Source organism: Sulfitobacter aestuariivivens (assembly GCF_014763045.1).
In the GTDB taxonomy this organism is placed as follows: Bacteria; Pseudomonadota; Alphaproteobacteria; order Rhodobacterales; family Rhodobacteraceae; genus Sulfitobacter; species Sulfitobacter aestuariivivens.
On the sequence record NZ_JACTAG010000002.1, the window covers coordinates 552,865 to 566,547 of the forward strand.

At 58.8% G+C, this 13,683-nt stretch carries 14 protein-coding genes; 5 read left to right on the forward strand and 9 right to left on the reverse strand.

Annotated elements, in window-relative coordinates; all coding sequences use genetic code 11:
- Nucleotides 1–72: 72 nt before the first annotated feature.
- From H9Q16_RS12560 to pyk, 4 genes are all read right to left on the reverse strand, one after another.
- Nucleotides 73–1,203, reverse strand: coding sequence for an adenylate/guanylate cyclase domain-containing protein (locus H9Q16_RS12560; RefSeq protein WP_191075774.1), 1,131 nt, complete (start codon nt 1,201–1,203; stop codon nt 73–75).
- A gap of 207 nt (nt 1,204–1,410) precedes the next feature.
- Nucleotides 1,411–1,776 carry a 50S ribosomal protein L20 gene (rplT, locus tag H9Q16_RS12565; RefSeq protein WP_191075775.1) on the reverse strand — a complete coding sequence of 122 codons (366 nt, stop codon included), beginning with the start codon at nt 1,774–1,776 and terminating at the stop codon, nt 1,411–1,413.
- Nucleotides 1,777–1,791: 15 nt separating this feature from the next.
- Entirely contained in the window at nt 1,792–1,992 is a 201-nt protein-coding gene (rpmI, locus tag H9Q16_RS12570; RefSeq protein WP_191075776.1) for a 50S ribosomal protein L35, read from the reverse strand.
- 488 nt (nt 1,993–2,480) lie between these two features.
- Nucleotides 2,481–3,926 carry a pyruvate kinase gene (pyk, locus tag H9Q16_RS12575; protein WP_191075777.1) on the reverse strand — a complete coding sequence of 482 codons (1,446 nt, stop codon included), beginning with the start codon at nt 3,924–3,926 and terminating at the stop codon, nt 2,481–2,483.
- Between the two features lie 109 nt (nt 3,927–4,035).
- On the opposite strand from pyk, the gene H9Q16_RS12580 reads away from it, so the two are divergent.
- Together H9Q16_RS12580 and H9Q16_RS12585 are read left to right on the forward strand one after the other, a co-directional pair.
- Nucleotides 4,036–4,773, forward strand: coding sequence for an N-formylglutamate amidohydrolase (locus tag H9Q16_RS12580; protein WP_191075778.1), 738 nt, complete (start codon nt 4,036–4,038; stop codon nt 4,771–4,773).
- Between the two features lie 17 nt (nt 4,774–4,790).
- On the forward strand, nt 4,791–5,102 hold the full coding sequence (locus H9Q16_RS12585) for a DUF1244 domain-containing protein (protein ID WP_191075779.1): 312 nt from the start codon (nt 4,791–4,793) through the stop codon (nt 5,100–5,102).
- A gap of 36 nt (nt 5,103–5,138) precedes the next feature.
- On the opposite strand, the gene H9Q16_RS12590 is transcribed toward H9Q16_RS12585, so the two are convergent.
- Nucleotides 5,139–6,527, reverse strand: coding sequence for an NAD(P)-binding protein (locus tag H9Q16_RS12590; protein ID WP_191075780.1), 1,389 nt, complete (start codon nt 6,525–6,527; stop codon nt 5,139–5,141).
- Between the two features lie 279 nt (nt 6,528–6,806).
- On the opposite strand from H9Q16_RS12590, the gene H9Q16_RS12595 reads away from it, so the two are divergent.
- Both H9Q16_RS12595 and H9Q16_RS12600 read left to right on the forward strand, forming a co-directional pair.
- Nucleotides 6,807–7,859, forward strand: a complete 1,053-nt coding sequence (locus H9Q16_RS12595; RefSeq protein ID WP_191075781.1) for a calcium-binding protein — start codon at nt 6,807–6,809, stop codon at nt 7,857–7,859.
- A 271-nt stretch (nt 7,860–8,130) separates the two neighbouring features.
- Nucleotides 8,131–8,940, forward strand: a complete 810-nt coding sequence (locus tag H9Q16_RS12600; protein WP_191075782.1) for a class I SAM-dependent methyltransferase — start codon at nt 8,131–8,133, stop codon at nt 8,938–8,940.
- Between the two features lie 76 nt (nt 8,941–9,016).
- Here H9Q16_RS12600 and H9Q16_RS12605 read toward each other — a convergent pair whose 3' ends face one another.
- From H9Q16_RS12605 to dgcN, 4 genes are read right to left on the reverse strand one after another with little or no spacing between them, the layout of a single operon-like run.
- Nucleotides 9,017–9,490, reverse strand: coding sequence for a MaoC family dehydratase (locus H9Q16_RS12605; protein WP_343067842.1), 474 nt, complete (start codon nt 9,488–9,490; stop codon nt 9,017–9,019).
- Entirely contained in the window at nt 9,487–10,344 is an 858-nt protein-coding gene (locus H9Q16_RS12610; RefSeq protein WP_191075783.1) for a D-amino-acid transaminase, read from the reverse strand. The genes H9Q16_RS12605 and H9Q16_RS12610 overlap by 4 nt, the downstream gene beginning before the upstream one ends.
- Before the next feature lie 4 nt (nt 10,345–10,348).
- Nucleotides 10,349–11,314, reverse strand: a complete 966-nt coding sequence (gene dgcA / locus H9Q16_RS12615; RefSeq protein WP_191075784.1) for an N-acetyl-D-Glu racemase DgcA — start codon at nt 11,312–11,314, stop codon at nt 10,349–10,351.
- A 57-nt stretch (nt 11,315–11,371) separates the two neighbouring features.
- Nucleotides 11,372–12,373 (reverse strand): N-acetyltransferase DgcN, encoded by a 1,002-nt coding sequence (gene dgcN / locus H9Q16_RS12620; protein ID WP_191075785.1) that lies wholly within the window; start codon nt 12,371–12,373, stop codon nt 11,372–11,374.
- Nucleotides 12,374–12,682: 309 nt separating this feature from the next.
- On the opposite strand from dgcN, the gene H9Q16_RS12625 reads away from it, so the two are divergent.
- Nucleotides 12,683–13,642, forward strand: coding sequence for an L-malyl-CoA/beta-methylmalyl-CoA lyase (locus H9Q16_RS12625; RefSeq protein WP_191075786.1), 960 nt, complete (start codon nt 12,683–12,685; stop codon nt 13,640–13,642).
- The last annotated feature ends 41 nt before the right edge of the window (nt 13,643–13,683 follow it).

Here is a 13,683-nt window from a genome sequence, read left to right on the forward strand (position 1 = left end):
GTCAAATGAAAAGGGCCGCCCCCCCCGTGGGAACGCCTCTTTCATCCCCCAGCCGTCCAAATACTTTCTTGGTCAGCGCCCCGCTTCGAGCCACCATGTCTCGATCTGACCAATACCTTTGATCTCAATCGGCCCCCGCCGCTCGAACTGGTAGTGGCCCTCCAACAACGCACGGGTGGAGGCCGTCACCTGAATTCGCCCCGGCTCCCCATGGCTTTCCATGCGGCTGGCGGTGTTCACCGTGTCGCCCCAGACGTCGTAGAACACCTTGGAGGTGCCGATCACCCCGGCAACGGCGGGGCCGGAATGGATGCCGATGCGCAGGGCGATACGCTCGCCCAACTCTTCCGATAACTGCGCGACCTCCGCCTGCATGGCCAGCGCCATGTCCGCAATGATGTGGGCATGATCCTCTCGCGCAACGGGCAGCCCAGCGGCGACCATGTAGGCATCACCGATGGTCTTGATCTTTTCCAGCCCCCGCTCGGCTGTCAAAAGGTCGAACGTTGAGAAAATGCGGTTGAGCCAGTTCACCAGTTCAGCGGGCGACATTCGCGCCGATCGCGGCGTAAAGTCAGCGATATCCGCAAACAGCAACGTCACGGCGGGCAACCCATCTGCGATGACTTCACCAGGGCGATCTTTGAGACGCACCGCAATTTCCTCAGGCAACAGATTGAGCAACAGCGCCTCAGAGCGCGCATGTTCCGCCGTCAAAGCATCCTGTGCTGCGCGTACCTGATAGGACAGCGAGAGCAACGCGCCCACCAGCATTAGACCCAGCGCAAATATATTCAGTGCGGCCAGATTCTCAGTAAAACGCGGCGTGATCGCATCTCCGAGGGCTGGTACGGCAAAACGATAGTGGCATGCTACTACAACCATTGTAGAAACCAGCGACGCGAGAGCAGCTTCGGTAGGCGCGCGCGTTCCGCGCAGTATGACTATGTTCAAAACGACCAGCACGATGAACAGATGCAGCAGGGTGTCACGCCCGGCAAAATAGGTCAGCAAACTAAAAACCACTAAAAGGGTGCCAACCGTGAAAATCAGGGTCAGACGTTCTCTGTAGATCGCCAAAACCGGCGAGAGTGGGACAACAATTGCAGCAGGAATACAAGCAACGGCCATGGGGTAGAGACCCATCCAACCGTACATGACCATGTAGAGTACGGATGAGATGCTTCCGACCAGACACAGCATATTGTAGGCATAGCGCGATGATCTGTCGGCCTTCGGCAGGTCCCCGATGCCAATCCTGGCGTATCTGTCAATCCATCCGAAAATCGTGCTTCCCTCGCGCGACGGCGTGGCTGGACGCTAATGAATTTGACAACCCCAAGCAATAAAACAAAAAAGCCGCCCCCGAAGGTGCGGCTTTTTCAAGTCTGGTTTTGAGTCTTGAATCGCTTACTTCGCCAGCGCGCCCTGTGCGGTTTCCACGATGGCACCAAAGGCCTCGGGTTCGTTCACAGCCAGATCGGCCAGCACCTTGCGGTCCACTTCGATACCGGCCAGGTTCAGACCGTTGATGAAGCGGCTGTAGGTCAGCGCCTCGTCATGGCTGCGCACGGCTGCGTTGATCCGCTGGATCCACAGCGCACGGAAATTCCGCTTGCGGTTCTTGCGGTCACGGGTGGCGTATTGGTTGGCCTTGTCGACCGCCTGCGTGGCGACCTTAAAGACGTTCTTGCGACGACCGTAATAGCCTTTTGCGGCCTTGACGATCTTGCGGTGGCGGGCGTGGGCAATTGTGCCCCCTTTGGTACGGCTCATGTCAAAATCTCCTTATCAGCGGTCGTAGGGCATAAAGCCCTTGATGATCTTTGCATCGGGCTCTGACAGGGTTGTCGTGCCACGTGCGTTACGGATGAACTTGTTTGTCCGCTTGATCATGCCATGCTGTTTGCCAGCCTGGCTGCCGATGACCTTGCCGGTCGCCGAGATCTTGAAGCGCTTCTTGGCGCTCGATTTCGTCTTCATCTTGGGCATTTTCATCTCCTGTCGTCTGAGGTTGCCACGCGACTCGGCATGCCACTTGTGGCCGGCCGCGCAGGTCAGATGGGGCGTATAGGAGGGTTGCAGGGGTTTGGCAAGGGGTCTGCGTGAACCGTTCCGCAGGTCGGACCGTTACAGCAGCAGAAGTTTCACGATTGCCCACCAGACCTTTGCGACAACGCGTTACATCACTCTCGACAAGGCAGGTCTGACCACCTGCCCTACGGTATGACGTGTGACACAACCCTAAGAAAAGTGTCCGGTATCTCCTGCAAAGAATAGCCACCCGGTTTTCTGCTCATTGCAAATAGGATCAACCCACCACCGATCAGGATCGTCACGGCCGACGCCCTTGGCGCGCGGCGGTCCGAAAATGCCGATAAGATGGAAGGAATTGAAAACGCGGTAATGATCAAACCAATTACCAGTGCCAGATCGGGATCCACACTAAACCTCCTAAAAACTTAAACTCTGCGCCTATGTTACTCCGGATCGGATGAATAAATCAAACGTTCGTCGCACGGGGCCACACGCAAGATATTCGTGCTGCCCGGCGTGTTGAACGGCACACCGGCGGTGACGACGATATGGTCATCCTGATCGGCAAACCCTTCTTCGCGCGCAGCCTTCGCTGCGGAAATGACCGCCATCTTGAAGCGGTCAAGCCGGCCGGTCATTACGCAGTTACATCCCCAGCTCAGCGCCAGCCTGCGTGCGGTCTCGATCAATGGGGTCAGGGCAATGATCGGCACACGCGGGCGTTCCCGCGCTGTCAGCAGCGCCGTGGTGCCGCTTTGAGTGAAACAGCAAATCGCCTTGATGTCCGTCGTCTCGGCGATCTCGCGCGCGGCAGCGACGATGCCGTCCGCTACGGTCATCCGGTCCGCCACGCGCGAGGATTCGATGATCTGGGTGTACGTCGGGTCCTGTTCGACCTCGGTGGCGACGTTGTCCATCGTGGTCACAGCCTCGACCGGATACTGGCCCGCTGCGGATTCAGCACTCAGCATCACGGCGTCAGCCCCCTCATAGATCGCCGTCGCCACGTCGCTGACTTCGGCGCGCGTCGGCATGGGGCTCTCAATCATACTTTCCATCATCTGGGTCGCAACAATCACTGGCTTGCCAGCGGCGCGGCACCGCCGCACGAGCCGTTTCTGGATCGGCGGTACGTTCTGGATGGGCAGTTCAACACCCAGGTCCCCACGCGCGACCATGATGCCGTCGCTCGCCGCCAGAATGTCCTCGAACCGATCGACCGCATTGGGCTTTTCAATCTTTGACAAAACGGCGGCGCGCCCTTTGACCAGCGCGCGCGCCTCTTCCACGTCAGCAGCCCGCTGTACAAAACTGAGCGCCAGCCAGTCCACCCCAAGCTCAGCCACGAATTCCAGATCGGCGCGATCTTTCTTCGACAGCGCGGCAAGCGGCAATTCGACATCCGGCACGTTCACGCCCTTACGGTTGGAAATCGTGCCCCCTGTGATCACCGTGCAGTTTGCGAAATCCGCTCCACACTCATCTACCCGCAGCCTGATTTTGCCATCGTTGACCAAGAGAGTCGCCTCCGGCTTCAATGCTTCGAAGATCTCGGGATGCGGCAGGCAGACACGGGTCGCGTCCCCTTCCGCGTCATCCAGATCCAGCCGAAAGGCGGCCCCCTCATCCAGATGCTCACTGTCGCCTGCAAAAACGCCCACGCGCAGCTTGGGCCCTTGCAGGTCCGCCAGAATACCGATGGTGCTGCCGGTGGTTTCCTCGACCTTGCGGATATGTGCATGCTTGGCCCGGATTTCATCGTGACTGCCATGGCTCATGTTCAGCCGAAAAACGTCCGCGCCGGCCTTGTGCAGCGTCTCGATCATCTCATAGGTGTCCGAAGCAGGGCCGAGGGTGGCAACGATCTTTACATTGCGCAGGCGTCTCATATGGTGCGTCCTTGTCCGTCAGCCGGGCGATTCTGGCCAACTGTTAGCGATAACATCAAGGTCGGGAGGTAAAGCCCCCAGCCAGCTAAGTCAAAGGTTTCACACAAATATGACATTCGTGCCATATCATATCGACGGGGCCGACCGCCCCGGTCGTTGGCTCGTGACCTGCGATCATGCGGCCAACACAGTGCCCCCTGATGTGAACGGCGGCACGCTGGGTCTGGACACGGCAGATATGGCGCGCCACATCGCATATGACATTGGCGCTGCCGGCGTGGCACGCGCGCTCGCGGCGCATCTGGACAGTCCGGTGATACTGTCAAATTTCTCGCGCCTCGTGATCGACCCCAATCGCGGCGAAGACGACCCGACACTTCTGATGCGGCTTTATGACGGTACGATCATCCCCGCAAACGCTTGCGCTGATACGGCAGAACGCGAACGCCGCCTCGATCTGTGTTACCGCCCCTACCACGCCGCCCTCGCGCCGCTTGCCGCGCGCGACGGTGCGGTGATCCTGTCAATCCACAGCTTTACACCACAACTCGTCGGCCGCCCTGCACGTCCGTGGCAGATCGGCGTGCTCTATGCAGGCGACGCACGGCTTGCGCGGCCACTGATCACGCGATTGCAGACCGAACCCGATCTGACCGTTGGCGACAACGAGCCCTACTCAGGCCACTTGCCCGGCGACGCAGTCGACCGCCACGCGCTCCAGAAGGGTCGTCCGAATGTGCTGATTGAATTGCGCAACGATCTGATCGCGGATGCGTCAGGACAGCACGCATGGGCGGCCCGGCTGGCCCCGATCCTTGAAACCGTACTGTCCGAGGCACAGCTATAGCTGCAAAGGAGACCCCGATGCCCACACAGACAGAGATTGAACTGCAAGCCGCCGCCTTTCGCCGCCTGCAAAAACACCTGATGCAGGACCGCACGGATGTGCAGAACATCGACCTGATGAACCTCGCCGGGTTCTGCCGCAACTGCCTCAGCCGCTGGTACGCCGAAGCCGCCGCAGACAAAGGCATCGAGATCGGCAAGGAAGAAGCCCGCGAGCTGTTCTACGGCATGACCATGGCGGAATGGAAAGAAAACCATCAGACCGACTCTGGCGATGCGCAAAAAGAAGCGTTCAAAACCGCTTTTGAGCAGAACGTCGGCAAGGATTAGGGCCGCCACGCGGCAGGCGGGCGTCAGTAAGAGGCCCTAGGCCGTGGCAAGCTTTTGCATGTTGGCGAAGGCTGGAAACGACACTTCCTTGATACGGTCATAGATTTTCTTGATCGTCGGGTCCGTCCGATCCACCTCCCGACTTGCGCGACCAAAGCCATCAAGACGGCAATGGGTGATCCAGTTCTTGATGTCCGGATGCTGGGACCAGGCGAACTGGTTTGTTGCATTGACAAGTTGCGAAACGACCCAGGTCTGAACCGTGTCTGTCATCGGCACCGGCGCAGCAAGCGCGTTTTTCTCTTTGATGGTGTCAAAACTTGTCTCGATCTTCGCAATCAACGCCGCGCTGAACGTGGGCTGATAGAGGCGGATCATTTGCAGCACAATCTGATCCTCCTGAAAAACGGGCCAGGTATCCGTATGGCCAAGGGCCCGCGCGGTACAGTCAATGTACAGCGTCTTGGGTCGCGCAGGGCACGTTCCGCCAACAAGGTTCATTGCTCCAGGCTCTATGCTTTCAACATGGCCCAATCGCACAATGTCTCGGACTTCGCGAAGACGGCCAAGTTCGGCCATCGAGACTGTCGGCCCATGCATGATGACGGGCCGGACGGATGGATCAAGGCGCATCCACAGGTTTGCGGCTTCCATCCTGTCAGCCAGATCATCAACGGATGTCGCATCCATGACAGCCTCCATCTGGCGCATCGTGCCGCCAAAGCTTTCGTGGTAGAACGCACCGCTTGGCTGAGAGAATACACGGTTGATCATCCACGGATCACGCGGCACCACCCAGCGGATCTGGCTCGCATCCGCACCACTTTCCAGCAACCATAGAACGCTGTCCATCGCGGTCTTGCCTGCGCCCAGAACAGTAAACTGATCGTGCAGACGCGCCATGTGCGGCAGAGCGTTTGGAGGGATGCAAACCACGTCATCAGCCACGCGGAACCGTCGTTCGTGTGTCAGAGGAATGCCGTTCTCAAGCAACCCGGCATTAACGAGGCGATGGCGCACATCAATCTGGGTGGCTTTCCCCGAAAGCAGATGCCTGACCTCGCCATCGCCCAGATGCTCTGACATGGGCAAAAAGCGCACGCGACCAGATTGCAGCAATCGGTCTTGCATCACAGCATGAAAATAGGCGGCCACTTCCAGGCCCGACGCAAGCTCTTCGAAACCCTTGTTCAGACCGGATGTATCGATCGCGCCACGGCCCAGATCGCGGGACGCGACCCCATAATAGGAAGAGGGCTGATGAAGCCTGACAAAAGGATAGGCATCATTCCAATGACCGCCTGCCTTGTCCCGCCGATCTACCAGCGTGATATGCGCGTCCGTTTCATCAAGCAGCGTGTCTGCAAATGACAGACCCGACGCGCCCGCGCCTATGATCAAGTAGTCGGTTTCAAACCTGTCCAAGCCCAGCCCCCCCCAAATGCCCTTTGGAAATGCTATAGACCTGCGCGATGCAGGCATAGTTCAAACTTGCGGAAAGGCCCTCGCGGTTGATTCTGTCGGTCAGGCGAAGGCTTTGACCAATCGCCTCGCGTTTCAAGCAGCGGAAACAGCGCCCGGCGCCTCTCATCGATTGTCCATCCTGACAACACAAAAAGTCCATCAACGCGCTATAGATTCGGCACCTCAGCCAACTTGTGCTACCTTTGAGCTCCTGTCTCACAAATTGAAACGGATCAGAACATGGCAAAGGGTGGCAAGAAGGGTAACGGAAATTCCGGCGACGGAGGCTCGTCCGATGGAGGCAGCATCAAGGGCAACCGCAAGGATAATTTGCTTGCGGGATCCGACATCGATGACACCATTCTCGGCAGACAGGGCAATGACACCCTGATCGGAAATGGCGGAAACGACTTCTTGTTTGCGGAAGAGGGTGACGACCTGCTGGACGGCGGCAGCGGCAACGACCGCCTCTTCGGCGGCGGTGGAAACGATACCCTGAACGGCGGCGATGATCACGACGAGCTTTTTGGTGGCCACGAAAATGACGTTCTAAATGGCGGCGACGGAGACGACGTTTTGGTGGGCGGCCTCGGCAATGATCTGATTGATGGCGGATCAGGGTACAACACAGCAGAGTTTACCGACATTGGCGGTGATATTCCTTTGTCGTCTGACCCAAACGTGGTCACTGTCGACGGCATCACCTTGAACGCAACAGGCGCGGGGTCCTACACCTCCACGAACGAAATTGCGCCCGGACTGTTTGAGACCGACACCCTGACCAACATCCAGCGAGTTATTGGCTCAAACTTCAATGACATGATGACCGGTGGAGCGGGCGCGGACAACTTTTCGGGTGCCCAAGGCCATGACGCGCTTTCCGGAGGCGCTGGCGATGATACGCTTTATGGCGGTCTGGACAATGACACGCTTGAGGGCGGCTCTGGCAGCGATACCTTCATTTTCCTGCGTATTGCCGACGGCATCGTGGAACCAAACCCACCTGTTCCAGGCGACACATCCGTCTATGATGACCCCGGTGTCGGGGACGGCGCAGATGTCATCGTCGATTTTAATGTCAGCGAAGACATCATTGCCTTTTTGTCCAACGAAGACATGACCGTTGGTTCTTACACTAACGACGATGGGTTTACCGTGCTGACCTATGCCGCCCCGGATTACTTCGGACCTTCAGAAATCACACTAGCAGGCATTACCGCCAGCCTGGCCGACCTCGAATCTGCAGGCGCCATTGTGATCAATGTCGACCCGGGTTTTGACTTCCTGATCTGAACGTCGCCCTTAGGCACTCAATTTGCTAGGCGCAACTGAGGTCACTTCAGATCAGTGAATTGGGCAGGCCCTGCTGCTGAGTTCATTTCGACAGCATATTTTGCGCGGGCTATGAACTGTAAACCCGACAGTCACACCAGTTGCCCCAAGCAGCCAATCTGAGCCCAATATTCCCGAATGCTGCGATGATCTCGAACGACCGCTCATGCATCTTTTGGCCGAACACTTCTCTTAGTGTAGTCTAATTCACACCAAGATAAGCGGGGGTCAAATGGCGAGCTTCAAGGAATTGGAACACCAAGGGTGGGCAGAAAAAGCCCGTTTCTACAATGATCATTTCGCGGGAGTAACTCGACAGGCGATCGAACCATTAATTGAGGGCTTGGGGAATATCTCCGAGCTTCGCCTAATTGACGTCTGTTGCGGCACAGGGGATCTGGCCGAAGCCGCTGCGCAGCGCGGAGCACAAGTAACGGGCGTAGATTTTGCCGAACCGATGATTGAAATCGCGCGGGCACGTGTGCCATTAGCGAATTTCGAAGTTGGTGATGCTGAGAAACTTAACTTCGAAGACGCAAGTTTTGATGCAGTGACCTGTGCCTTTGGGCTGTGGCATATCGGTGAACCAGATAGTGCCATTTTGGAGGCCGCGCGTGTGCTTAAGCCCGGCGGTACATATTCTTACACTGCTTGGCTTCCCCCTGATGAAGGCTGGGACATGATGGGCCTGCTGATGACAGCAATCAACAGTCACGGCACGATGGACGTCGATCTGCCACCGGCTCCGCCACCTTTTCGATTTGCACTGGTCGAAGAGGCAGACACCGTCCTGAGGGCTTCCGGTTTCAGCTCCACTACATTTGAAAAACAGGTTGCCATCTGGCGCGGCCAGACCGGAGACGACTTGATCGATTTGCTTTACAAGGGAATTGTCCGTGCACCTATGCTAATTGATGCACAACTACCCGAAGCCAAGCAGGCAATCATCAACGATATCAGAACTGGCGCAGAGGCTTTCCGGGACGCTGAAGGGATCATGATGCGCTGGCCCTTTTTGGTGGCTCGCGCAACCAAGGTATAGTGGCGGCTTCTGATAGCAGACTTTCAACCGGCAAACACAGTGCTCCCTCGTCCGCAAAAAGGCCCTCTAGCGCATGTCAAAACACATACAATATTAACCAATCCGCAGTCAGCGCAGGCCGCGCTGCCCGCTCAATCTCTACCACCGCACTCAATCGACACATCAGGCTGTCGCGGCCCCGCTCCACTGCCTCTTCCAACGCAAACCGCCCCCGGATCCGCGCGCCTGATTCGACCGGGGAAATGAACCGCACCTTGTCGAACCCGTAGTTGACCGACGCACTCATCCCCTCCATCACGGGCAGCGCTCCATAGGCCATACCGCTCATCATCGAGAGCGTCAGCATCCCATGCGCGACCGTCCCGCCAAAGGCCGTTTCCGATGCCCGCACCGGGTCGACGTGGATGAACTGATGATCCTCGGTTACATCCGCAAAGGCATCAATGCGGGCCTGATCGATCACGAACCAGCCTGACAGGCCAAGTTCCTGACCCACCGCGGCCTGCATGCCCGAACGGGTGATCGTGCGGTCGCCGTGCCAGACGCTCACACAGCAGCCTTGCGCATCTCATCAAGATAGATCTCACGCAGGCGGGGGGCCACACGGCCCGGCGTACCATCCCCCAGCGCGGTGCCGTCAATCTCTACCACGGGCATGACAAACGCACTCGCAGACGTGGTGAATGCCTCATCCGCCTCCTTGGCCTCGTCTATGGTAAAGTTGCGTTCTTCGACCTCCATCTGCGCTTCCTTGGCAAACCGCAGGACAGCAGCGCGGGTAATCCCATGCAGGATGTCATTGGACAGCGCGCGGGTGATGATCTTGTTGCCCTTCACGATATAGGCGTTGTTCGACGTCCCTTCGGTGACAAAGCCATCCTCGACCATCCAGGCGTCATCACAGCCGGCCTTCTTGGCCATCATCTTTCCCATTGACGGATACAGCAATTGCACCGTCTTGATATCCCGCCGCCCCCAGCGAATGTCTTCGATCGAAATGATCTTGGCCCCCTTCCTGGCCGCAGGGCTGTCCGCAAGGCCCGGCTTGTTCTGGGTAAACAGCACGATGGTGGGCGGCGTGTCTTCGGCAGGAAACGCGAAATCCCGATCGCCGTCAGAACCACGCGTGACCTGCAGATAGACAAGCCCCTCTTCGATCTCATTGATGCGCACCAGCTCGCGATGCACCTCAAGCAGATCGTCCTTGGAAATCGGATTGGCCATGTCCAATTCATTCAGCGACCGGCTGAGGCGACGCGCATGCCCCTCGAAATCGATCAGCTTGCCATCCAGAACCGAGGTCACTTCATAAACCCCGTCCGCCATCAGGAAACCGCGATCAAAGATCGAAATAGTCGCCTCATTCTCCGGCAGGTAGGCGCCGTTCACATAGACTGTCCGCATGTCATTATCCCCAAAGTTCCGCAGCAGGCGGATGCACCCCTGCCGCATCAAATGTCAACGGCGGATCACGGTCCTCGGCAAGCAACAGCGGCCCATCCAGATCCACCACCCTGGCACCCTGCGCCACCAGCGTCGCAGGTGCCATCGCCAAGGATGACCCCACCATGCACCCCACCATCACGTCAAACCCCTCAGCCAGCGCTGCCGTCCGCAAACGCAGCGCCTCTGTCAGACCCCCGGTCTTGTCGAGCTTGACGTTCACAACGTCGTACTTGCCCTTCAGCCGGGCCAGGGTGCTGGTGTCGTGCGCGCTCTCATCGGCACAGACCGGCAGCGGGCGCTCAAGCCCAAGCAACACATCATCTTCCCCGGCCGGAACAGGCTGTTCCACCAGTGCCACGCCCAACCGCACAAGATGGGGTGCCAGATCGGCATAGATTTCCGCCGTCCAGCCTTCGTTGGCATCCACGATGATCGTGCTATCGGGCGCACCCGCACGCACAGCCTCAAGCCGCGCCATGTCATCAGGTGTGCCCAGCTTGATCTTGAGCAGGGGCCGATATGCGTTCTTGGCCGCCTGCGCCTGCATTTCGGCAGGCTCTGCCAGCGACAGGGTATAGGCGGTGATTTCAGGGCCCGGCTTGGCCAACCCGGCCAACTCCCACACCCGTTTGCCTGCACGCTTGGCCTCCAGATCCCACAAAGCACAGTCCACCGCATTGCGCGCTGCGCCGGCTGGCAACAGATCATACAAGCCTTCGCGGGTCAGCACCCCGCTTAATCCCTCAACCTGCGTCGTAACGCTCTCCAGCGTCTCGCCATACCGCGCATAAGGCACACATTCGCCCCAGCCGGTCACGTCCCCTTCCGTGATCCGCACCGTCAGAACCTTCGCTTCGGTCCTCGATCCCCTCGAAATGGTGAAAACCTGCGCCAGTCGAAACGTATCCGCCGTCACTTCTATGCGCATCGCCGCACCTTCATCTTTCCTGTAAACTCATGCCAACCCGGGCCACGCGCACTGCCGTCAAAGTGCAGCCAGTGCGTCCGCCAGACGCTCCGCCCCATGGCGGTAAGGATCAACCGCAGGCAGGCCCATCTGAGCTTCGACCTTTTCCAGATACGCCTTGGCTTCGTCTTCCGACATATGCTGCGTGTTGATCGAAATACCCACGACCTCGCAGGCAGGGTTTGCCACCCGCGCCAGCGTCAGGGCCATATCGCGGACCGCCTCCATCGACGGCGGCGTGTACTCGGGCAAACCGCGCATATGCGTGCGCGTGGGCTCGTGGCAGATGATCAGGGCATCAGGCTGGCCCCCATGAATCAGCGCCATTGTCACACCGGAATAGCTGACGTGAAACAGGCTTCCCTGCCCTTCAATGATATCCCAGTGATCCGGCTCGTTATCCGGTGTCAGATACTCAACCGCCCCGGCCATGAAATCCGCAATCACCGCATCCAGCGGCACGCCTGAACCGGTGATCAGGATGCCGGTCTGCCCCGTGGCGCGGAAGGTGCTGTTCATGCCCTTGGCACGCATCGCATCATCCAGTGCCATGGCGGTATACATCTTGCCCACCGAACAATCGGTGCCCACGGCCAGTACCCGCTTGCCGCTGCGCTTTTTGCCGTTGGCAATGGGGTAATCCACATTCGGCACCCGCACGTCATGCAGCGTGCCGCCATTGACCTGGCTGGCCGCGACCAGATCGCCCTCATCGCGCAGCAGGTTATGCAGACCAGAGGCCAGATCATACCCCATCCCCAGCGCTTCGATCAGCACCTCTTTCCACGCCTGCGAGATGATGCCGCCCCGGTTGGCCACACCGATCACCAAAGTCTTGGCACCCGCCGCCTTGCCTTCCGCCAGCGACATCTCGGTCAGCCCAAGATCCGCGCCGCAGCCCGGCAGGCTGATCTGGCCCACCGCATGATCTGGCCGCCAATCACGGATGCCAATGGCGACCTTGGCCGCCAGCATATCGGGCGCATCGCCCAAAAACAAAAGATATGGTGTCTCGATCATGGCAGATACTCCGGCAGAAATGGATTCGGCGCATATTGATCGAATTCCGGCGCAACTCAATTGCGTAAACGATGTAGCCAAGGCTGAACACGCAAGAATTTCCCGCGCAGCTTAAACTTCTTGCAAGATTATCGCGCAGCGCTTGCTTCCCGTCGTTGGCGACGTACGTCGCAGCAGCAACACAGGCGGAGCCCATCGTTCACCTCAAACGATCCGCCGGCAGCCTTTCGCACTTGCAGCATGCCGCGCAATATTCTACCTCCCAGCCAACCAAATACGAAATATCCTTACCCCGTCAGGAGCCCGCCCATGTCCTTCCGCCTGCAGCCCGCGCCCGTCGCCCGCCCCAATCGGTGTCAGCTCTTCGGTCCCGGCTCCAATACCAAACTCTTTGCCAAGATGGCCGCCTCGGACGCCGATGTGATCAACCTCGACCTAGAAGACAGCGTGGCCCCCACCGACAAGGACGCCGCCCGCGCCAATGTGATCACCGCCATCTCCGACGTTGACTGGGGCAGCAAATGGCTGTCCGTGCGGATCAACGGGTTGGACACGCCCTACTGGTACCGCGATGTGGTTGATGTGCTGGAACAGGCTGGCGACCGGCTTGATCAGATCATGATCCCCAAAGTGGGCTGTGCGGCTGATATTTATGCTGTCGACGCGCTGGTCACGGCCATTGAAGCCGCCAAGGGACGCACCAAACCTGTTGCGTTCGAAGTCATTATCGAAAGCGCTGCAGGCATTGCCCACGTGGAAGAAATCGCCGCTGCCTCGCCGCGCCTGCAGGCCATGAGCCTGGGCGCTGCCGACTTTGCCGCCTCCATGGGCATGCAGACAACAGGCATCGGCGGCACGCAGGAAAATTACTACATGCTGCGTGACGGCGTGCAGCACTGGTCTGACCCTTGGCACTGGGCGCAGGCCGCCATCGTCGCCGCGTGCCGCACCCACGGGGTCCTGCCCGTCGATGGTCCCTTCGGAGATTTCTCCGATGATGACGGCTTTCGCGCGCAGGCACGCCGGTCGGCGACGCTGGGCATGGTCGGCAAATGGGCCATCCACCCCAAGCAGATCGCCATTGCAAACGAGGTATTCACCCCCTCTGACGACGCCGTCGCGGAAGCGCGCGAAATTTTGGCCGCCATGGAAGAGGCCAAGGCAAAGGGCGAAGGCGCAACAGTCTACAAAGGACGCCTTGTCGATATCGCTTCGATCAAGCAGGCCGAGGTGATCGTGCGCCAGTCCGAAATGATCGCGGGCGGCTGAAAAGGGCGCTGGCCCATCAGGGGCCAGCCTGCATTCCCCTT